This is a genomic window from Paenibacillus sp. FW104-T2, from assembly GCF_058789975.1.
The window spans coordinates 22,745-42,758 of sequence record NZ_JBYTCE010000034.1; the positions used below are offsets into that span (position 1 = coordinate 22,745).

The 20,014-nt window shown below is 42.2% G+C and carries 18 protein-coding genes and 2 pseudogenes; 16 read left to right on the forward strand and 4 right to left on the reverse strand.

The window, feature by feature from the left end:
- The first annotated feature begins 36 nt into the window (after nucleotides 1-36).
- The 9 genes and pseudogenes from AC3WQ3_RS27480 (at nucleotide 37) to arsC (ending at nucleotide 7,673) form a co-directional block, all read left to right on the forward strand.
- Nucleotides 37-1,038, forward strand: coding sequence for an NADP-dependent oxidoreductase (locus AC3WQ3_RS27480; protein WP_492474231.1), 1,002 nt, complete (start codon nucleotides 37-39; stop codon nucleotides 1,036-1,038).
- 372 nt (nucleotides 1,039-1,410) lie between these two features.
- A complete protein-coding gene (locus AC3WQ3_RS27485; protein ID WP_492474232.1) occupies nucleotides 1,411-2,109 on the forward strand; it encodes an SDR family oxidoreductase in 699 nt (232 codons plus the stop codon).
- Nucleotides 2,110-2,152: 43 nt separating this feature from the next.
- Nucleotides 2,153-3,232 carry an alkene reductase gene (locus AC3WQ3_RS27490; RefSeq protein ID WP_492474233.1) on the forward strand — a complete coding sequence of 360 codons (1,080 nt, stop codon included), beginning with the start codon at nucleotides 2,153-2,155 and terminating at the stop codon, nucleotides 3,230-3,232.
- 220 nt (nucleotides 3,233-3,452) lie between these two features.
- The gene (locus AC3WQ3_RS27495) at nucleotides 3,453-3,881 is read left to right on the forward strand and encodes a helix-turn-helix transcriptional regulator (protein ID WP_492474234.1); all 429 of its coding nucleotides are present in this window, start codon (nucleotides 3,453-3,455) and stop codon (nucleotides 3,879-3,881) included.
- 208 nt (nucleotides 3,882-4,089) lie between these two features.
- A pseudogene (locus AC3WQ3_RS27500) lies at nucleotides 4,090-4,350 on the forward strand (glycoside hydrolase family 16 protein); the annotation flags it as partial.
- Nucleotides 4,351-4,557: 207 nt separating this feature from the next.
- Entirely contained in the window at nucleotides 4,558-5,001 is a 444-nt protein-coding gene (locus AC3WQ3_RS27505) for an ASCH domain-containing protein (protein ID WP_492474235.1), read from the forward strand.
- 481 nt (nucleotides 5,002-5,482) lie between these two features.
- Complete coding sequence (locus AC3WQ3_RS27510) at nucleotides 5,483-5,812, forward strand: ArsR/SmtB family transcription factor (protein ID WP_154894196.1); 330 nt, start codon at nucleotides 5,483-5,485, stop codon at nucleotides 5,810-5,812.
- The gene (locus AC3WQ3_RS27515; RefSeq protein WP_492474236.1) at nucleotides 5,809-7,245 is read left to right on the forward strand and encodes an arsenic transporter; all 1,437 of its coding nucleotides are present in this window, start codon (nucleotides 5,809-5,811) and stop codon (nucleotides 7,243-7,245) included. Before AC3WQ3_RS27510 ends, AC3WQ3_RS27515 begins: the two co-directional genes overlap by 4 nt.
- 2 nt (nucleotides 7,246-7,247) lie before the next feature.
- A complete protein-coding gene (arsC, locus tag AC3WQ3_RS27520) occupies nucleotides 7,248-7,673 on the forward strand; it encodes an arsenate reductase (thioredoxin) (protein ID WP_176475961.1) in 426 nt (141 codons plus the stop codon).
- Between the two features lie 490 nt (nucleotides 7,674-8,163).
- Here arsC and AC3WQ3_RS27525 read toward each other — a convergent pair whose 3' ends face one another.
- Together AC3WQ3_RS27525 and AC3WQ3_RS27530 are read right to left on the reverse strand one after the other, a co-directional pair.
- Nucleotides 8,164-9,543 carry a sugar phosphate nucleotidyltransferase gene (locus tag AC3WQ3_RS27525; protein WP_492474237.1) on the reverse strand — a complete coding sequence of 460 codons (1,380 nt, stop codon included), beginning with the start codon at nucleotides 9,541-9,543 and terminating at the stop codon, nucleotides 8,164-8,166.
- A gap of 10 nt (nucleotides 9,544-9,553) precedes the next feature.
- The gene (locus AC3WQ3_RS27530) at nucleotides 9,554-10,369 is read right to left on the reverse strand and encodes a DUF6492 family protein (protein ID WP_492474238.1); all 816 of its coding nucleotides are present in this window, start codon (nucleotides 10,367-10,369) and stop codon (nucleotides 9,554-9,556) included.
- 199 nt (nucleotides 10,370-10,568) lie between these two features.
- Between AC3WQ3_RS27530 and AC3WQ3_RS27535 the strand changes: the two genes are divergently transcribed.
- A complete protein-coding gene (locus tag AC3WQ3_RS27535; RefSeq protein ID WP_492474239.1) occupies nucleotides 10,569-11,330 on the forward strand; it encodes a YheC/YheD family protein in 762 nt (253 codons plus the stop codon).
- A 1,097-nt stretch (nucleotides 11,331-12,427) separates the two neighbouring features.
- Here AC3WQ3_RS27535 and AC3WQ3_RS27540 read toward each other — a convergent pair.
- Nucleotides 12,428-13,492 carry a GntR family transcriptional regulator gene (locus AC3WQ3_RS27540; RefSeq protein WP_492474240.1) on the reverse strand — a complete coding sequence of 355 codons (1,065 nt, stop codon included), beginning with the start codon at nucleotides 13,490-13,492 and terminating at the stop codon, nucleotides 12,428-12,430.
- 265 nt (nucleotides 13,493-13,757) lie between these two features.
- On the opposite strand from AC3WQ3_RS27540, the gene AC3WQ3_RS27545 reads away from it, so the two are divergent.
- The 6 genes and pseudogenes from AC3WQ3_RS27545 to AC3WQ3_RS27570 form a co-directional block, all read left to right on the forward strand.
- Entirely contained in the window at nucleotides 13,758-15,095 is a 1,338-nt protein-coding gene (locus AC3WQ3_RS27545; protein WP_336781582.1) for an ABC transporter substrate-binding protein, read from the forward strand.
- An 84-nt stretch (nucleotides 15,096-15,179) separates the two neighbouring features.
- Complete coding sequence (locus tag AC3WQ3_RS27550; RefSeq protein WP_127537155.1) at nucleotides 15,180-16,076, forward strand: carbohydrate ABC transporter permease; 897 nt, start codon at nucleotides 15,180-15,182, stop codon at nucleotides 16,074-16,076.
- 31 nt (nucleotides 16,077-16,107) lie between these two features.
- The gene (locus AC3WQ3_RS27555) at nucleotides 16,108-16,926 is read left to right on the forward strand and encodes a carbohydrate ABC transporter permease (protein ID WP_419720031.1); all 819 of its coding nucleotides are present in this window, start codon (nucleotides 16,108-16,110) and stop codon (nucleotides 16,924-16,926) included.
- A 28-nt stretch (nucleotides 16,927-16,954) separates the two neighbouring features.
- Nucleotides 16,955-17,938: a glycoside hydrolase family 43 protein gene (locus tag AC3WQ3_RS27560; RefSeq protein WP_492474241.1), complete on the forward strand. Its 984-nt coding sequence runs from the start codon at nucleotides 16,955-16,957 to the stop codon at nucleotides 17,936-17,938.
- Between the two features lie 540 nt (nucleotides 17,939-18,478).
- Nucleotides 18,479-18,622 carry a hypothetical protein gene (locus tag AC3WQ3_RS27565; RefSeq protein WP_492474242.1) on the forward strand — a complete coding sequence of 48 codons (144 nt, stop codon included), beginning with the start codon at nucleotides 18,479-18,481 and terminating at the stop codon, nucleotides 18,620-18,622.
- A 17-nt stretch (nucleotides 18,623-18,639) separates the two neighbouring features.
- Nucleotides 18,640-18,996: pseudogene (locus AC3WQ3_RS27570) on the forward strand (Ger(x)C family spore germination C-terminal domain-containing protein); the annotation flags it as partial.
- Between the two features lie 163 nt (nucleotides 18,997-19,159).
- Here the strand turns inward: AC3WQ3_RS27570 and AC3WQ3_RS27575 are convergent.
- A complete protein-coding gene (locus AC3WQ3_RS27575) occupies nucleotides 19,160-19,612 on the reverse strand; it encodes a hypothetical protein (protein ID WP_492474243.1) in 453 nt (150 codons plus the stop codon).
- Nucleotides 19,613-20,014: the final 402 nt, after the last annotated feature.

A 20,014-nucleotide genomic window follows, 5' to 3' on the forward strand; every position in this document is an offset into this window, starting at 1 on the left:
TGTTACTTGGTGAACTGCATACAGGAGGATAATTTTATGAAAGCAGCACAGATTACCCAATATTCAAAACAGTTTAAAGTTGAAGTACGCGATATCCTAGTCCCGGAAATAACGGATCACGAAGTTTTGGTGAAGGTGAAAGCTGCGGCGGTCAACCACCTGGAACTGCTTATCGCAACCGGAAGCGTGAAGTTAATCCAAGACTATGCGTTCCCGCTGACACTCGGTAATGAGCTCACTGGTATTGTCGAGAAGATTGGCAAGAACGTCACTGGTTTCAAAGTTGGCGATGCGATTTATACACGGCTCCCGCTGCAAAAAATCGGTGCGTTTGCCGAATACGCGGCGATTCATGCGGATGCCATCGCTCACTTACCGGGTAATCTGGACTTTGTAACCGGTGCGGCTGCGCCTTTAACAGGATTAACAGCCTATCAAAGTTTGCATGAAGAGCTAGCTGCAAAAGCTGGCGAAAGCTTGTTCATTCCCGGCGGCTCCGGTTCATTTGGCCAAATGGCTATTCCTATCGCTAAAAGCATGGGGCTGAAGGTCATCGTTAGTGGAAGTCCAACAGCACGCGAACGTACAATGGCCGCTGGAGCGAATCAATACATTGACTACACGACAGAGAACTATTGGGAACAACTTAGTGATCTTGATTATGTGATCGATACCTTGGGACCCAGTGAATTCGATCATGAACTCTCCGTCATTAAACCAGGTGGTCATCTTCTTTCGCTAAGGACAGGCCCTAATAAACGTTTTGCTAAAGCAATGGGCTTACCGTGGTGGAAACAGAAGCTATTTAGCTTTGCCGGAGCCAAGTATGATCACAAGGCAAAGAAAAAGAAGATTGAATATCATTTCGTTTTTGTTCGCAGCGATGGAGAGCAATTGCGGAGAATGACTAAGATTATTGAAAAGAACGGAATTGTTCCCGCGGTGGATCCTACAGAGTTTCGCATTGAAGATATCAATGAAGCTCTAAACCTTGTTGGAACAGGTCATCCTAAAGGAAAAGTCATTATCCGATTTTAAGGGAAGGGGGTGATGATCATGAAATTGAAAGGTAGAACCATTCTGATATGTTTAGTGCCTGCTCATTTCGGAAACCAATCTCACAGAAAATTTTGATGAAGGTTTCTTGACCTACAGCAGATACATCGATTCAACTGCTAACTAAATAATGATTGAAGATCCGACTAAGAAAGCTTGGTTGCATCATTCCCTATGCACTTTCTAGTATGATCGTTCTTGAATTAATGATCTATCCTTCATTTAAATAATCTTACTAAATGGTGCTTTATTCAAGCATTATTAGAATGATCGTTCTCAAACATTCAGCCTTTGGACCCTGATTTTATTATGAATAATTACAATTCAAAACAAACAAAAAAAGGAGTTAATACAATGAACATTTCTAAACAAGTCGCATTGGTTACTGGAGCAAACAGGGGGCTTGGCCGCCAGCTTACACTTGAACTTCTTTCTAGAGGGGCTAAGGTTTACGCAGGGGCAAGAAATCCAGAGACCATCGATATCCCCGGGGTTATACCTGTAAAACTTGATGTAACCAATCCTCAAGAGGTAGCAGCAGCTGCCAACCTTGCTAAGGACGTTACCCTTCTCATCAATAATGCAGGATCATCTACAGGTGCTTCTCTCCTGGAAGGGGATTTGGCAAAAATCCAGCTGGAAATGGATACGCATTTCTTCGGTACGTTATCCATGGTTCGTGCTTTTGCCCCGGTCATTGAAAACAACGGTGGAGGTACGGTTCTGAATATTCTTTCCGCATTATCTTGGTTCAGTGGCGGAACTGCGGGTGCTTATACTGCTGCGAAGGCTGCAGCTTGGGCATTGACGAACGATCTGCGTTTGAATTTGTACCCTCGTCAGATTAGAGTTGCAGGCTTACATGTAGGATTTATGGAAACAGACATGACAGCCGGTCTTGATGCTCCCAAATCGAATCCTTCAGATGTTGCGCGAATGGCTATTGATGGCATCGAAAGCGGCAGCTTTGAGATTCTTGCCGATGATAACAGTCGAATGATTCAAGCTGGACTTTCCGGTGGCGTTGCTACTCTATACCCGCATCTTTCTTAATTACAATTACGGTTTGGACTAAAATTAAAGAGGAGTGTTCAAAATGAACAAATTGTGGAGTGAAACCAAAGTCGGTAATTTGAAATTGCCGCATCGTTTAGCTATGGCACCGATGACACGCAGCAGAGCAAAAGAAGACGGTACGCCGGGTGAATTAACCTCCCTTTATTATGCACAAAGAGCTTCGATGGGGCTTCTCATTACGGAAGGGGCACAACCATCCGAAGATGGTCAAGGTTACCTGTGGTCGCCGGGGATCTATACAGAACAACATATTGAAGGATGGAAAAAAGTTACAGATGCCGTTCATGCAGCTGGCGGATTTATGTTTATCCAGTTAATGCATGCTGGCCGGATGTCTCATCCCGACAATACACCCCATCATCGTCAGCCCGTTGCGCCATCAGCGATTGCTCCTGGTGTACAGATGTTTACCGCTACAGGCATGCAGGACATCCCTGTTCCACGCGAGTTAACCAAAGAGGATATTCAGACGACCATTGCAGATTTCCGCAAAGCAGCAGCAGCGGCTATTGAAGCCGGAGCAGACGGCGTTGAAATTCACGGAGCTAATGGGTATCTCATTAATCAATTTATTGGTGAAAACTCGAATACACGGACGGATGAATATGGAGGATCGATCGAAAACCGGGCCCGCTTCGCAATTGAAGTGACCAAAGCCGTTGTAGAAGAAATTGGTGCAGAAAGAACAGGCTTCCGTATTTCACCGGGGACACCTCTTGGAGGAATTGAGGATGGGGAACAAGGTCCTGAACTGTATCTCTACCTGGTTCAAGAATTAGCGAAGCTGGATTTGGCTTACCTTCATGTGATGCATCTTGGAAATGAAAAGCTGCTGCAGGACGTTCGCTCCATTTGGACCAATCCACTATTAGTCAACCGGGCAGGACGTGCTCTGGAAGATCTGAGTAACGATCTTGATCACGACATAGCTGATATCGTACCAGTCGGTGCATGGTCATTAGCTAATCCGGATTTAGTAGAGCGCCTTAAAACAGGGGCTCCAATAAATGAGGCAGATCCTAAAACCTTCTTCGCGGCAGGAAGCAAAGGTTACACGGACTATCCCACCTTAAAAGAATTAGAAGCACAAAAGGGCTAAGGAGTAGTTAATGGACTAATATGCCGTTAAACTAACGGGAAACGATAGCGTTATAAAACAAAGAAAGCAGCTGATCAATATGATCGGCTGCTTTTGTTCAACTAACGGGCAGGTTAGTTTTATGAAATGACGCCTACCTTACGTATTTTTTATATTTCCAATTGTTCGCTTAGCCACCGTTCAGATGATGGAGGAATACGAACGAGTTATCCACCCCTACATGGGGGAAGAAAAGCTGGACCTTGGATCATTGCGTAATCTCTTTGATTATCAAGGGATGCGTGATTATATACAAGCACTGCAGCAGCAGCTGCTTCGGCTGAATCAGTTCTATTATGACTATAAGTGCAGCTATCGCCATTCGCAGGATCTAAATGAAGCCATTCGTTTTATCCACGAGAATTTCCACAAACCGCTGGACCTCGCGATGGTATCCAATCATGTATCGCTTAATTATGCTTATATTTCAAATCTGTTTAAGAAGAATACGGGTAAAGGTTTTGCTGAGTACCTACGAGATGTGCGTCTGGATAAAGCGCGGCGGCTCCTCGCTGAAACTGATCATAAAATTGTTGAGGTGGCTGCTATGGTTGGCTATGAAAGCTACAAAAGCTTTATTTTCAGCAAATTAACCTATTCGATAGAATAAAGATAGCCCCCATGTAAGCGATCTCCTTAATACGCATGGATTGGGAGAAGCTATTATTCTATTAAAGGAGGGCAATTATGAATCCATCTCACTTTAAGGAGAACGGTTTACGAAAAAGGTACTTGCTATGTTCCTGGTGGTTGTGATGCTGGCCAGTATTGGCATACTGCCGGCTTCAAAGGTTCAGGCAGCGGGAACTACCGTAACCTCAAATGATTATCATGTATACTCGGTAGTCTGGGAAGAGGACAACATTAAATGGTATGTAGACGGCAAGTTTTTCTATAAAGTTACTAACGAGCAGTGGTATTCCGCAGCTGCACCGAATAATCCGAATGCACCTTTCGATGAGCCGTTTTACTTCATTATGAACTTGGCAATCGGCGGAAACTTTGACGGTGGCCGTATTCCGAACGCCTCTGATATCCCGGCGACGATGCAAGTGGATTATGTACGCGTGTATAAGGAACAGAAATAAAACCGCTGTTTGCACAATTAACAAGCCGTTGATCTGAATAATGAGGATCAACGGTTTTTTTGTTGTTAATTTGAATTGATGTTATTTAAGCAGGTAGGATCTCAGTTTAAATCTAGAGTCGCATCATGCGGGAATGGAAAGTCTCGAGAATGTTTGGGGAATAGTAATTCATTATGAACAGAAATGGAGCGTAGAGGAATGAAAGTATTATCTATGATTCAACCATGGGCGACTCTGCTTGTCCAAGGCGAGACTCTCTATGAAACAAGATCCTGGAAGACCCGGTATCGCGGTCCGTTGGCCATTCATGCAAGCCGGAAAGTCGATAAGCAGGCCTGCAAATATGAACCCGTGCGTTCTTTACTCGCCAAGAATAGCTATACGGAACAAAACCTCCCTACGGGGGTTATCCTTGCAACTTGCGAGCTTTTAAATTGTTATCAAGTCATCGACGCTAATCATACGTCAGCCATTCTGGATTGCGGGAAGGTTGTGTCGGGTGAGGACATCCTGTTAGGCGATTACAGTCCAGGTTATTTTGCGTGGGAAATAGCGGGTTTCCGTCTGCTGAAGCCCTATATTCCAGTGAAGGGAAAACTGGGACTATGGGAATATCCTATAGATGAAGAGTTGAGGATATAACCTCTGTAAACAATAATTAATGGGGGTTCTGACATTATTAATATGAAAAAAATGACGATGGACAAGAACATGGTCTCATTTCCAAGTAGATGGATATCTATCTGTAGCAGTGAGTCTTTTTTGAGCGATTAACAGACCATAGCATGGATTATGATCAAGAGACCAGCTTCAACGCTAGGAGGTATTTCCACTGAACTGTAATCCCATTTGAAATGAATAAAACAAATATACACCAATGATGTGATGAATTATTAGATCAAGCTGGAGTCATTGATTATCAAACGAAAGATATAGTTAAGATGAAAGACCATCATTATTTTATTAAGTCAGAATGTGAATTTTTAGTTCGAGAGTAAAGTCGGTAATCTTTATTGCCGACTTTTTCGGTGCACTAAACCTTTTTATATTCGCCTTTACTTATATAAGTGATTTATTATATCATTAAAGGAAGCCGACAAGACTAATCACAGGGGGTGTACATATGGAACAAAACATTCAGGCGATGGCTGAGGCGTATAAGTTATTAGCTGATAAAACACGTTTGACGATTATTGCGCTACTTCAGGAACAAGAACTTTGTGTATGTGATATCACTGACATTATTGGCATGTCACAACCAAACGCGAGTCAGCATCTTCGAAAACTAAAGGCTGCCGGTCTCCTTAACGAAAAGAAAAAAGGGCAGTGGGTGTACTACTCTCTTAATCCAGATGCAGAAGCATATGTTCAGTGTGTGTATCCGTATCTGCCATCCATGAAAGATAAAATAGCAGGATTGAAGAACTGCTGCGGTCCTCAGGAGGAAGCATGACCATCATTGCTATTTTAATCTTTTTGCTGACACTGACTTTTGTGATTTGGCAACCTAAGGGGCTTAATATTGGATGGTCAGCGTCAGCTGGAGCTGTCCTTGCCCTCCTCTTTGGGGTCGTCAGTCTATCGGATGTAGGTACGGTCACAGAAATCGTATGGAACGCCACGCTTGCCTTCGTAGCCATTATCTTAATTTCACTGATTTTAGATGAAATTGGATTTTTTGAATGGGCTGCTCTACACATGGCAAGGCTCGCAAGAGGTAATGGCAAGCTGATGTTCGTTTATGTTGTGCTGCTTGGTGCAGGGGTAGCAGCGTTCTTTGCGAATGACGGCGCCGCACTGATATTAACACCAATCGTGCTCGCGATGGTCCGAGCGCTCAAATTTGATCAAAAGATGATTTTACCTTTCATTATTGCAAGTGGTTTTATTGCAGATACAACCTCGCTCCCACTTGTAGTCAGTAACCTCGTCAATATCGTTTCTGCTGATTACTTCGGTATCGGTTTTGTGGAGTATGCCAGTCGTATGATTGTTCCCAATTTCTTCTCAATTTTAGCAAGTCTCTTGGTGTTGTTCTTGTTCTTTAGAAAAAGTATTCCAGGGAACTACGAAGTCAGTCAGCTCAAAAAGCCAGCTGAAGCGATCAAGGACAAGAAGTTATTTAAAATATCTTGGGTAATTTTATCCGTGTTACTGGTTGCATACTTGTTGAGCGAGTTCATTCAAGTTCCGGTGTCTGTTATTGCTGGGGTTATAGCCATTTTGTTTATATTAGCTGCAAGACGGAGTCAGGCTATTCAAACATGGAAGCTCATTAAAGGAGCCCCATGGGCAGTCGTGATTTTCTCCATTGGTATGTACGTCGTCGTTTATGGGCTACGAAATGTGGGACTGACGGATGAACTTGGGAAGGTCATTCAAGCTATTGCCGACAAGGGTCTCTACATTTCCACACTTGGTATGGGCTTTCTAGCTGCAATATTGTCTTCGGTTATGAACAATATGCCAACAGTGATGATTGATGCGCTAGCTATTGATGGAACCAATACGCATGGTGCCATTCGGGAATCGCTGATTTATGCCAATATTATCGGTAGTGACTTGGGTCCAAAGATTACACCAATTGGATCGCTCGCAACACTCTTGTGGCTACATGTATTGTCCCGAAAAGATGTAAAAATCACTTGGGGAAGTTATTTCAAAATTGGGATTGTGCTCACCGTCCCAACGCTCTTTATCACGTTAACAGGCCTGTATTTGTGGCTGCACTTGATTCATTCAACAAACATAAACGTTTGGTTAATGATTGCCGTAATAACCGTGGTATTAATTGTTACTGTTGCGATCACCAAAGCGTTGATTAATCCGAAAATGGGCGAAGCAAAAATACAAGTAAGACAAACCAAAGATGAAGGAGATCAATAATTATGAACAACAAACCACTTGTTTACTTTTTGTGTACAGGAAACTCTTGCAGAAGCCAAATTGCCGATGGATTTTTGAAAGCACTTGGTAGTGATAAATATGAGGTGAGAAGTGCTGGATTAGAAGCTCATGGCTTAAATCCTCGTGCTGTACAAACGATGAAAGAAGCTGGAATCGATATTTCGAGTCATACATCAGATGTGATTGATCCTGAGATTTTAAAACAAGCAGACTACATCATCACGCTTTGTGGTCATGCCAACGATAATTGTCCAGTTGTACGTAATGACAAGGCGGAAAGATGGCACTGGGGCTTCGATGATCCAGCCAAGGCAACAGGTACAGAGGAAGAAATCACAGCTACTTTCGCTGAGGTTCGTGATTCAATTAAAGCTCGAATCGAGCAGTTTTTGAAAGAAGGTAAGTAAAATGGATCATGCCATTCATGAGGTTGTCGGAGCGTATATAGCCGGCAAGAAAGTTGCCTTTTACTGTGGTGGAGCCAAAGGTAGAACATAATGTCGTAAACAACAAGCTGAAGGCCATAATGTCGAGGGACAATAACATGGTCCCATTGAAGTCGCTATTTTAGCGGCTTTTTTATTTTTATCGGTACAAGTTCTTGTCCCGAGCCAAGGACAAGAATTTGTACCGATTGCCGGTTAGGCGTATATCTAATCTTCATCTTGCCCTTCAATTCATTGAACTAGCGGGCAGGATCGTTGAATTTAACAGGGGATGATATTACCCAAAAAAATGGAGGGAATGTCTTTGTCTAAATGGATGATTTCATTGTTTATTATGATTCGCCGAGGTCCATTCAAGATTCATATGCCTGGTTCTAGTTTACCGTAAGGCTTACCTTTGTCTAGAAAGCTAAGGAGTCGCCATATGGGCTGCTTTTTTCTTCATCTTGTATTAATCCGGTGATTTATAAGAACCTGCACGATCAATCATGACCTTCCAATCCTCTGCTTCATAAAGCATGCTGTCCTCATTCTCCGGTACGCCAAGCTGGACCTCAAGAATTACCATCCTGGTTTCGGCCAGAATAGAAAAGAGGCTATTCAAGGTAATCGCAAACTGATTGCCTGTGGTCACCTGCCTGATCTGGCCGTTAATAAGCACCTGCCCACTGCCTGAAATGACAGTCCATGCCCGGCACCCTAATCGATGCTGGCGTAATCCGATATGTTTGCCAGGCAAAAGCGTCATATTCAATGTGGTTACGGTTGTATTTTCGTCTTCTACCGATCTCTCCATGACGTGATAGCTGCCCCAAGTTGCCTCGACGTACATCGGTTGCAGTGGAATACTGCCCAATTGCTCTTTAATTTCATTTGAATCTTTTTTGTTGGCTATGAGAATTCCGTCCGGACTTGCGACAGTGATAATGCCTGGGACTCCGATGACGTGGATCGGGTAGGGGAGCTCGTTAACGATGTAGGAATTCGGGGAGGATTCGGATATTCTGCCGTGTCCCAATACATTGGAATCCAACTGATCACACAGAGCATCCCAGCTCCCGATATCCTGCCATACACCCTCATATGGCAGTACAACAGCCCGTTGCGATTGTTCAGCAACTTGTTTGTCAAAACTGCGTTCAGGCAACTGTTCATACAGGGTTAACAATTGATCGTAATGAACCGGAAGGCCATTTTTTTCAATATGGGACAACATAAACGCAAGAGAGAAGGCATACACCCCGCAGTTCCACAATGCGCCATGCTGTAGCAGGGTTTCAGCGACATCCAATTCAGGTTTCTCTATGAATTGTGTAACCGGTGCATAACCATTAGATTCTTTTTTTCCTGGCAGGATGTAACCATATTGTTCTGAAGCGTATGTGGGCCTTGTCCCAATTAAAATGATATCGGCCTGAGTCTGTTTCAATATATCCGGAAGTAATTTGAAGCTCCTGAAAAAGTCCTCATCTGCGAACACATCCGCTGGCGCGATACAAATCATATCGTCAGGCTCAGTCGCTCCGGAGGATTTCAGATACAAGGTCGCCAAGGCAGCAGCAGCAAAAGTTCCACGCTTAAAAGGTTCTCCAATGACGGGTATCTTGCCTTTGGTATGACGGGCTGTAATGTCGGTCTGGTTCTGATGTGAAATGATGAGGGTTGAGTCCAGTAGGCCTGAGCTGTCAAGCTGGCGGCATACTCTGCTGATCATGGATTCCCTTCCGCCTGCAGGTGACGGAAGTATATTCACGAACAGCTTGGATCGAAGCTCATTGGACAGCGGCCAAAGCCTTTTGCCTGCGCCGCCACATAGCAGTACGATATGCATTGGCTTCCTCCTAAGCTCGGGGAGTTTTGCTATAGATTTTACGTTTGTGAAAGGAAAGAGATCGGTATTTAAGCGCAAAATTGCGAATTTGTTGTTCTTTTAACGAAGAAGCGTTCATGTTCAGACTTTTATTCATGGAACTCTTTAGGATCATGCTGGCCGGGTTGTTCGAATACATAAAATTGGCATAGGTTTCATACTCAGAGAACCCAAACTGCTTCTTCTTATTGATATTCGAGATAATCGCTTTGTACCATGGCAGCTGATGGATCGTTTCAATTTTCTTTTTCAAAGCAGAGAGTTTCGATTTTTCGAACAGCATATAATGGGTGACAAAAGAGCGTGGGCGCGGCGCTTTCATGTTTAACAGCTTGCGATAGGTGTTGAAATATTCTGGCTGACTCCAGTCGCGACAGTAAAATACCGTCTTATTTTCAACAATAAATGAATGAGGTTTAATGAGCACCGTATCCGCATCCATCACCAGAAAGTGTTTCGCTCTCACAATGTGATCCCCGTTCATTTTAAGCAGTTGTTGATATAACCAGCCTGAGCGGTCCCAGCGGGATGATTGATAGTGTATATCGTTTTTGGTGATAGGCAGGACTGACCGCTCGTTAACAAAAATGCAGTGTTTGCGGGAACAAAGGTTTCTGATTTTGTTGCTGGTCGGGGAAACAATATAAATCTGTCCAATCGGGTGCCGCACATAACGGCGAATACTATCGATAACCTGAGGAAGGGTGCTCAAATCTTTTTCGATCGCAGGTATAAGAACATCGATCATAGGCCCACGATTTAACTGTTTTCCATGCTGAACTGGCATCTTCTCAACTCCCTGGACAAATGGTTACATCTTGTTTTCATGATATGTGTGCAAAATTGGTTTGGTCAGGGCATGTGCGAATATACCATTTTTACGAACAAGGGCATTTGTTTAGGGTTGTTTTATCGGTACTACATATAATGCATGATCTTGATGAAACATCAGGGTTTGGTTCATTTGTTGAAGGGAGAAGTGTTATATGGGGGTTGATAAATTGAAGCCGTTAAGAAGCAAATGGTTGAAAACAAAAGTGATCCTCAATAATGGTTCTATCCAACCATTTATACCTGATACGCAGCGATTTAACAAAGCCAGCCTGTGGTCCATGATCAGCAGATACGGTATGGTTTATATTAAACCCGAGATTGGCACTTATGGAATGGGTGTCATAAAGGCAGAGATGCTGAGTCATCAGAATTTCGCCTATCAGATTGAACAAAAACGACTGTCGTTTGATAACTTTGACTCGTTCTATGCAAGTCTTGTACGTCTGGTGCATAAAAGAAGCTATCTCATTCAGAGAGGAATCGATCTGCTTAAGCACAACAAGAGGCGTTTTGATATCAGAGTCATGATACAGTTAAGTCCCGACAATCAGTGGGAGGCTACGGGAATCATCGGCCGGCTCGGTCATCCGAAAAAAATCGTGACCAATTATCACAGCGGTGGTAAACCAATGGATGTTCACAGACTGCTGGAATCTCATGCATCCCTGAAACGCAGAAATGAACTCATCCAGGAGATGAATGAGCTTGGATTACGTATTGCACGCCACATGAAGAAAAAATACCCGTACCTTAAGCAAATCGGCGTTGATATTGGACTGGACCGGAGTTTGAAACCCTGGATTATTGAGGTGAACGTCAAACCGGACCCTTATATTTTCAACCAATTAAAGGACAAGACAATGTATAGAAGGGTCATAAAATATTTCCGCCATGCTGCTAAAAAAACAAAATAACGTTTCTCTGTTAATCATAACGATAGAGAGATAACCTTACTTGGCAGCCGTCTTGTCGTCATAGAATTTTGCGAAAAAAGTGAATTTATCCCTAAAATTACTCTTAGCAGAAATCCAGAAATGGCAGCATGAAACTAAGCCCAGCTTTAGTGGTTTTTAAAAACGGTGCTTCTCAGGATGTATGAGAAATTAGAACATTTAAGAGTGCTTAACAACCTTCCTCACCAGCCGTAAGAATAGTATAAAACGCCGCATCAAAATTTTCATTACGCTGTGGTGCCCCGAGAGGGGCATGGACGGCTAACGGGCAGGTTAGTTTGAAAAAATAAGATCTCTCTTGAAATGTTTAAGTTGCTTAATGGATATAATTTGGAAAAATTCATTGTCTGTTAATAAGAGGTACATATGGAGTACTACTTAAGATGAACAATCTTTTAGAAGATATAATTAACAGACTAAAGATAAGCTTGAAAGAGGATAGTAACGGAATAATAATTGGTGAGTTCAATGATGTGATCGCTAGTATTGAATTCAATTATCTTCATCTAACACAGTACAAATCATTTCTAGAAAACAAATGGTGCAAAGTTGTCGAGGGACAAGAACTTGTACCGATTACCATATTGGACAAGAACATAGTCCTATTGCTGATTAAGCGTATATCTAACTCGCAACAGTAGAGAAGTTCTAAGCAAAGAAACCACTCCTTAAAAATCGGGAGTGGTTTTTGTCTATACACTACTGTATATTTTGTGGTCAAACTGTACTTTGTGCTTAGGGCTATCGCTTTTTGAGTGGAGCATCCTCGTCACATCCCGCGGAGGGAAAAGGACTTCGTGAATGGAGGAGACTCCCCGAGACTGGGAAAGAAAAGTGTCAGGAGTGTCGATGCTGGCAGCGAACGTGCTTTTGGCGGCACATTCGCTTTTTCGCTATTCTTGGTCTCCCAGCGCCGTTGGAAGTGCTTTTGCAAGGTGAAGTACGTCCAAATCTTGTCGTGTTTTAAAAAAACTGGGCAGACAATCATGATCAACATCGCCGGTAAAACCAATCAATATCCCCAGTTCTTCGATCGCCTGGCTATAACTTTTGTCGTGTCAAGGGAAGATGAGTTGAACGGGAATGACGGCGTTCTTAGGAGAATAAATATATTCCATTTGTTCACGTAACAGCTTTACGGCAGTTCGTGCCATATCCTGTTCATCCTGCTGCACATAAGCTACGCCTGAGAGATGTGGATTATCGAAAGAAAGCAATTCGATATTTGCGTGATCGTTCAGACGACTGATAGCGGCCGATGTAAGGCGTGCGGTTTCTGCAGTCAGGGAGAAGGCTGCCGAAATTCCACTGTGGTCCTGCAAGAAGTCGCTTACATAGTCCAATGCTTGATCGCCGCGTAGAATGTCGAGAGGGATGTGACACCACAAGCTCTTGTCAATCGAGATGCCTTGATCTGTGTACGCCTGCTCGAAGCCGAGCGTGCGATCCTCGATGGCTGTATTGGCATTTTCAGGTGAGATGAGCGCAATCTGCTGATGACTCTTGGATAGCAAATGGGAGACAGCCTTGTACGCACCGCCGTAATTGTCGGATGTAATGGTGTACGTCTCAATGTTGCGCAGATAGCGGTCGATGAACACACACGGGAATTTATCGAGCGACAGACGCAGCAATGATTCGTTATACTTCTCATCTTCTGTCGGAAAAACGATCAGCCCCTTCACACCGAGCTCCGTTAGTGTACGAATGACGTTTGTTTCGATAGAGGAGGACTCGCGCGTGATGCTTAGTATCATGCTGAGGCCGGCTTCTTGAAGGAACTGTTCCGTGTAGTCAACGAGCTTCTGAATGACACGGGTCCTCATCGTCGGAATGATGAAGCCGATGAGCGGCATGGAGGACGCGCTGCATGAGGATGGCAGAGAATTGATGCTAGAAACAACAAGACTAGAAGAGACGAATGAGCCTTTGCCTTGTACGCGGATAATTAATCCTTCGTCAGCTAGTAGGGTTAGGGCATTCCTGACGGTTATTTTACTTACTCTGAATTCGTCCATTAGTTCTTGCTCAGAAGGAATACGGTCTGTTGGCCGAAGCTGTCCTGATTTAATTTTCTGAAGAATATCTTCTCGAATTTGTTTGTAGAGCGCCAGCTTTTTCAAAAAGTTGCATCTCCCCATAAACTTTATGATTTTATAATCAATTGGTTATATAAAAGCATATTTCATGTATATTATAATACGGCATGTAAAGCGCTTACAATATGGAATCTGAGAATTTGTTGCGAAGGGGTCTTTTCTTTGAACGGTTAGATTTTATGTTAAGGAGGGTGGTGCCAAGGTGGATTGAACCCGCTTAAATTAACAGAACTAACTAGTCAGCCGACTTTTCAAATGCATTAACAAAAAAAGAGAGGATGACGAACAAATGAAAAAACGCAGTACTATAATCTCCATCGTTACAGTCCTTATTATGTCACTTGTTTTTACAGCGTGTGGTACTCCATCTGAAACAAAAACGGAAACACAGCAATTAGGCGCTAATGCCGGAGAGAATGCAACAGAATTGTCATTTTGGACATTCGTAGATTTGCACGGCAAGCATTTGGATAAAATGCTGGGGTTATGGAACCAACAGAACCCAGACAAACAGATTAAGTTGAATGTAACGGTTATGCCTTACGATGATATGCACAACAAGCTCTTATTGGCAGTTACAAGCGGAAAAGGTGCTCCTGATATCGCGGATATCGAGCTTGGTCAATTCCCTAAATTCTTGGAAGGTGACAACGTTCCACTGGAATCTTTGAATGATGTATTTGCACCATACAAAGACGTTGTTGTTCCTTCGCGTGTCGAGATTTACTCCAAAGCTGACCAGGTTTATGGCTTTGATTATCACGTAGGGGCTACGCTTGCTTTCTACAACACTGAAATTTTAGAACAAGCAGGCGTTGACTACAAGACAATCAAAACGTGGGAAGATTACAAACAAGCAGGTATCCAGGTTTATGAAAAGACAGGCAAGTACTTAGGTACTGCTGATACATCAGCTACGTGGCAAGCATCGCTGCTGCTAGCTCAGCAAAACGCTGATTTTACAGATGAAAATGGTAATCCAAAAGTGAACTCGCCTGAAATGATTAAAGCGTATGAAATGTTAGTCGATCTGCAGAAGAACAATGTTATTCATACGATCCCTGGCGGACAACCCGACACAGAAGAAGCAAAAGGCGAATACAACAAAGGCAACTACGCAAGCGCATTGATGCCTGAATGGTACATGTCCCGCTTTGTAAACGAAATGAAGGACCTTAAAGGGAAGTATGCAATTGCTCCATTGCCTGTATTTGAAGAAGGTAATCCTCGTTCCGTTGGTTTGGGCGGTACTGGCACAGTTGTTACTAAGAATGGTAAAGACGTTCAGTTGGCCAAAGAATTTGTAGCCTTTGCCAAGCTTTCGAAAGAAGCTACGACTGAAATCTGGAATACACTTGGATTTGACCCAATCAACATGGAAGTATGGCAAGATGATGCAGTAACGAAAAACCCTGATAATGAATACGTCCAATACTTCAAAACAAATGCATTTGATACTTTGAATGAAATCAAGGACGAAATTAGAGCAATCAAGTCCGTTAAAGCTTCACCGACCATCGGCAATATATTCAATACGGTTACCTTGAATGCTATCTTTGAAGATGGCCAAGACGTGAAGGAAGCGCTGGATGAAGCACAAGAAGCAATTGAACAAGAATTGAAATAAATTCAATAAGTAAATGATTTGATTAAACCTGTCGGCAGGTATAGTAGTCGGCAGGTTTAACCATAGTCAAGGGAGATTGAGAATATGATAAAGAAATTTGTATACTCTCAAAAGGTTGCACCTTATGTTTTTGTATTGCCATTTATACTCATATTTTTGTTATTCTGGTTCTATCCGCTTGTAAATTCATTCGTAATGAGCTTTCAAGATAAGATGTTAGGACAGGATCCTAAATGGGTTGGTGAAGCGAATTATTCGAAATTACTTACAGATAAAGTGTTTTTGACGGCTATTAAAAATAGCGTTGTGTACATGTTAGGAACCTTAGTGTTGTTAATTCCCTTTCCCATGTTATTCGCCGTTATGATCAACAGTAAGTTAATGCTGGGAAGAGAATTTTTTAAATCTTCGTTCTTTCTCCCTGCATTGACATCTGTCGCAGTTGCGGGTACCATTTTCCGCCTTACATTTGGTGAAATGGAAGGTTCATTAATGAACAGTTTCCTAGGTCTATTTGGTGTAGAGCCTATTAAATTCCTGAAAGACGGAGAATGGAGTATGGCAGCACTGTTAATCCTCGCATGTTGGAGATGGACAGGTGTTAATATGCTTTACTATCTATCCGGTTTGAAAAGCATTGACAATGAATATTATGAGGCTGCTTCAATTGACGGGGCATCGGCTTGGCAGAAGTTTAGAACGATCACAATGCCATTATTGAAGCCGACCACGGTATATGTTACGACAATTAGTGTTTATGCAGGTTTAGCTATGTTTACCGAGAGCCTGATGATGTTTAACGGTAACAATTCACCCAAAAATATTGGCTTAACCATTGTTGGATTTCTGTATAGACAAGGGATTGAGAAGAATAAGCTGGGTTACGCAGCTGCAGTTGGTATCATTCTGTTAGTCATTGCTATGGTTATCAATTTAACGCAGTTGAAATTAAGTGGAATGTTCAAAAAGGAGGAGGATTAAAGTGGGCAAAAGTCAGACGAGGAATAATTTTATTTCCAGAATAGTTATTATTTGTTTGTTCATTATACTATTCGTGATAATTATGATTCCATTCTATGCAGTGGCCCTATCTTCCTTTAAACCAGGTGAATCCTTAATTAGATATGGTCTTAACCTAAGTTTGGATTTTAGTATTATGAGTTTTGACAATTTCATCTATCTGTTTACTGGAGAACATGATTATTTTGTATGGTTTTGGAACAGTATGACTTTAACCATCGTTCAAGTGGTTTTAACACTTTTTGTAAGCGCATTTGTTGGATATGGTTTCGCAGCATATGATTTTAAAGGGAAGAACTTCCTCTTTATATGTGTTTTGCTCATTATGATGGTGCCTTTCGAAATACTGCTGGTTCCTTTGTACAGCCTAATTAATGATTTGGGAATGGTGAATAGCTATTCGGCAATTATTCTGCCAGGTGTGGCCAATGCCGCGACCATATTTTTCTTCAGGCAATATCTAAGAAGCATACCCAAAGAGATTATTCAATCTGGGCGGGTTGATGGCGCAAACGAGTATGCAATTTATTTCAGGCTCATTATGCCGATTATGAAGCCATCCTTTGCAGCAATGGCCATTCTTAATGGTATGAATAGCTGGAATAATCTGTTGTGGCCATTCATGGTATTAGGAGATCAGAGTAAATATACACTTCCAATCGGTTTGAAAACGTTGTTAACTCCTTATGGCAATAACTATGACCTATTGATCGTAGGCTCCTTCTTCTCCATCATTCCAATTTTCATACTGTTTATTGCTTTCCAGAAATATTTTATAGACGGTATGACTGCAGGTGCTGTTAAAGGGTAGCAAATATTATGATGAAACAGGTGATAAGATGGAAGGCCAACAAAGAGCGTTACACGACATTCAACCACTGATTGAGCAGAGAGCGGATCCTTTTATTTACCGGCATTCGGATGGTTATTATTATTTCGTAGCATCCGTTCCGGAGTATGATCGGATTGAAATCCGTAGAGCCCGGAGCCTTGAGGGGCTTGTTACATCAACTCCTGTGGTGATCTGGAGAAAACGCGAGATGGGTATCCTTAGTGCCAACATTTGGGCGCCTGAACTGCATTTTATTGATGACAAATGGTACGTGTATTTCGCTGCCGCACACACGACGGATACGAATGAAGGCTTGTTCGACCATCGGATGTATGTGCTAGAGAATGACAATGCCAATCCGCTCGAAGGCAGTTGGACGGAAAGAGGACAGGTTCGTACCGCGTGGGAAAGCTTCGCCCTCGATGCCACTACCTTTGAGCATAATGGCAGCCGTTATTACGTATGGGCACAAAAGGATCCGAATATCGAAGGTAACTCTAATCTGTATATATCTAAAATGAGCAATCCGTGGACGCTGACTGGTCCGCAAACGATGATTTCGATGCCGGAATATGACTGGGAGATCATTGGTTATAAAGTGAACGAAGGCGCGGCATTTCTTCGCAAGGGTAATCGGGTATTCCTCACTTACTCGGCTAGCGCCACCGATTTCAATTATTGCATGGGCCTGCTTGAAGCCGATGCGGATGCTGATTTGCTCGATGCCGCTTCATGGCGCAAGTCGCAAGCAGCGGTTTTGTCGACAGATGAGAGCATCTCGATGTATGGTCCCGGTCATAATTCCTTCACGGTGTCAGAGGACGACGAAAAGACGCTATTTGTGTTTCACGCAAGGACGTACAAGAATATTATAGGAGATCCGCTGTACGATCCGAATCGCCATACATTTGTGACGGAGCTTTTGTGGTCGGATGACGGCAGACCCGATTTCTGCGGCTCTGTTGTAGCACTTGCACGTTCTGTACAGTGAACGAGTGTCACAAAAAAGAGAGACAGTAAGAACATCGAAGGCACCCTAATGGGTGCCTTTAATTTCGCAGTACAGGTAATACGCTGAACCGTAACACAAGTAGTAGTAAGTTGCCTTAAAATTTGCCGCTTCAGCTAACCCGGAGAATCATATCATAAATAAGTGTGTTCTTGAAAAAATATATAAGAAGAGGCAGCTCATTTGAAAGCACTTGTATTTAATAAATTCGGAGGATGCACTGCACTCCAATGACCCTAGTGAAATCCCGGCATTTACCTAACAGGTCTTGTAGACAATTCATATTTGTCCAACAAAGTATGAAGTATGCCTGCCGTATCGTTAGTCAAGCTGGATGCTACCATGCAGTCAGGCCAGAGCTTTCTCCTTTAAAATGTCATTACATGTAAGGGAGAACATCAATTTTCAGGTGCAGGAATATTTCACTCGAAGACCAAACGTCTTGTTGGAACGTTTAGTCAAACTGATCCGAAGGACTATCTTGGATTCAGGAGAGACCTAAGGGAGGTGTAATAAAAACATATGAAAGTCAAACCGGAAGTAATCTATGAGATTAAGCGTTCCAAAGGCAAAATTAATCCTACAGTCCGTGGGTATTATATTTCGTTTCGTGTTAAGGTGGAATCAGAAGGAGGTTCATGGAAGATTAGACCGTTCCCGAAGTAACTGGGAACGAAGAATATCTTCACAAATTGGAGAACGATTTCGGAAAACTTGCTAAACAACAAGTAAAGCAGGTCCTTGATAAAATGCAGCATAAGTACAAGGTGGATGTTGGTGGGTTTGGCGAGAATCTGCGTATTAAATATCCAAAAGTATGGAAAAAAGTAAAACCGAAGGGGGATAAGACATTCAGTGAAATCCCGATTACGTATAACATAAAAATCAGGGATCATCCACGGATTAAACATATCCTGAACGTGCTGCCACATGGGGATTATTCAAAATCAATATTTGAGATTTCAAATTACAAAGCTAATGGGAACAATAAATCTAAAAACGAAGAAGCAGCTAACCAACGTGATCGGCTGCTCTTATGAACGAACCGTGGGATGTGACGTTTGCAATGACTAGATATTCATGGAACGGTATCTAACAAAAATTCTTCCGATGGTAACCTAAACGCGAAAAAAACACAATGTCATAAACACTAAATAATGAGTTGTAAGTTATTTTCTAATTATAGTTAACTACATAAAATGATTATGATGTTCCTGCTTGAGCCGAACCATTAAAGGACACAGGACCAACGATAGTTACAGGAGTCTCAGCAGCACTTGCAACATACATGGTATAACGAATCTGACCTGTTATAACGTTACTTACTGGTGGAAAATCTCCAGCAGTAAAAGTAAAGAGCCTGGTACCGGGACCCGAGGTTAAATCAATTGTTGAGTTAAAGATCAACTCGCCTGAACCGAATATGCCAGTACCACCTCTTTCAACATAGATGTTGACTAAGTTTATTGAAGATCTAGAAACGCCAACTGTTCCCCATAGTAAGATACGCACATCACTCTCATTAGGGGTCCCTATTGCAGCGACAGTTTGAAGACCGATATCCCCCAGTAATGTAGGAGTTGACGTTAAAATTGCAGTTCCCAAACTAAAGGTATTATTAAGAGACATACGTGAATCTAGAAATTGAATAGGCAAACTGTTCACCTCACTTTCTACATACCCTCATCTTATTCCAAGTTATTCTAACTGCTTGGACAAAGGTATAAATGTAAGTGAATCAAGAACAATTTAATCCAAGCATGAAGCTACGTTTGTTTTGGAACAAACATACTTGAACTTGGAGTCTATTCATTATTTATATCAAATTGTTCGTTCGCAAATTGAATTTTAGTTCTAGACCACGATAATATCGATTGATTGATACTAAGCTAATGCTCTAAAGGCTGATCCATTAAATAAGGCTGAAATCATTTTTTTCCTTTTATTCATGAGAACCACTCACTTTTGTAAATATATACACTACGAAATAAATACTATGTTTCTATGGAAAAATAGAAACGGACAAGAGTTAATTTTGAATAAATAAATATTTTATAT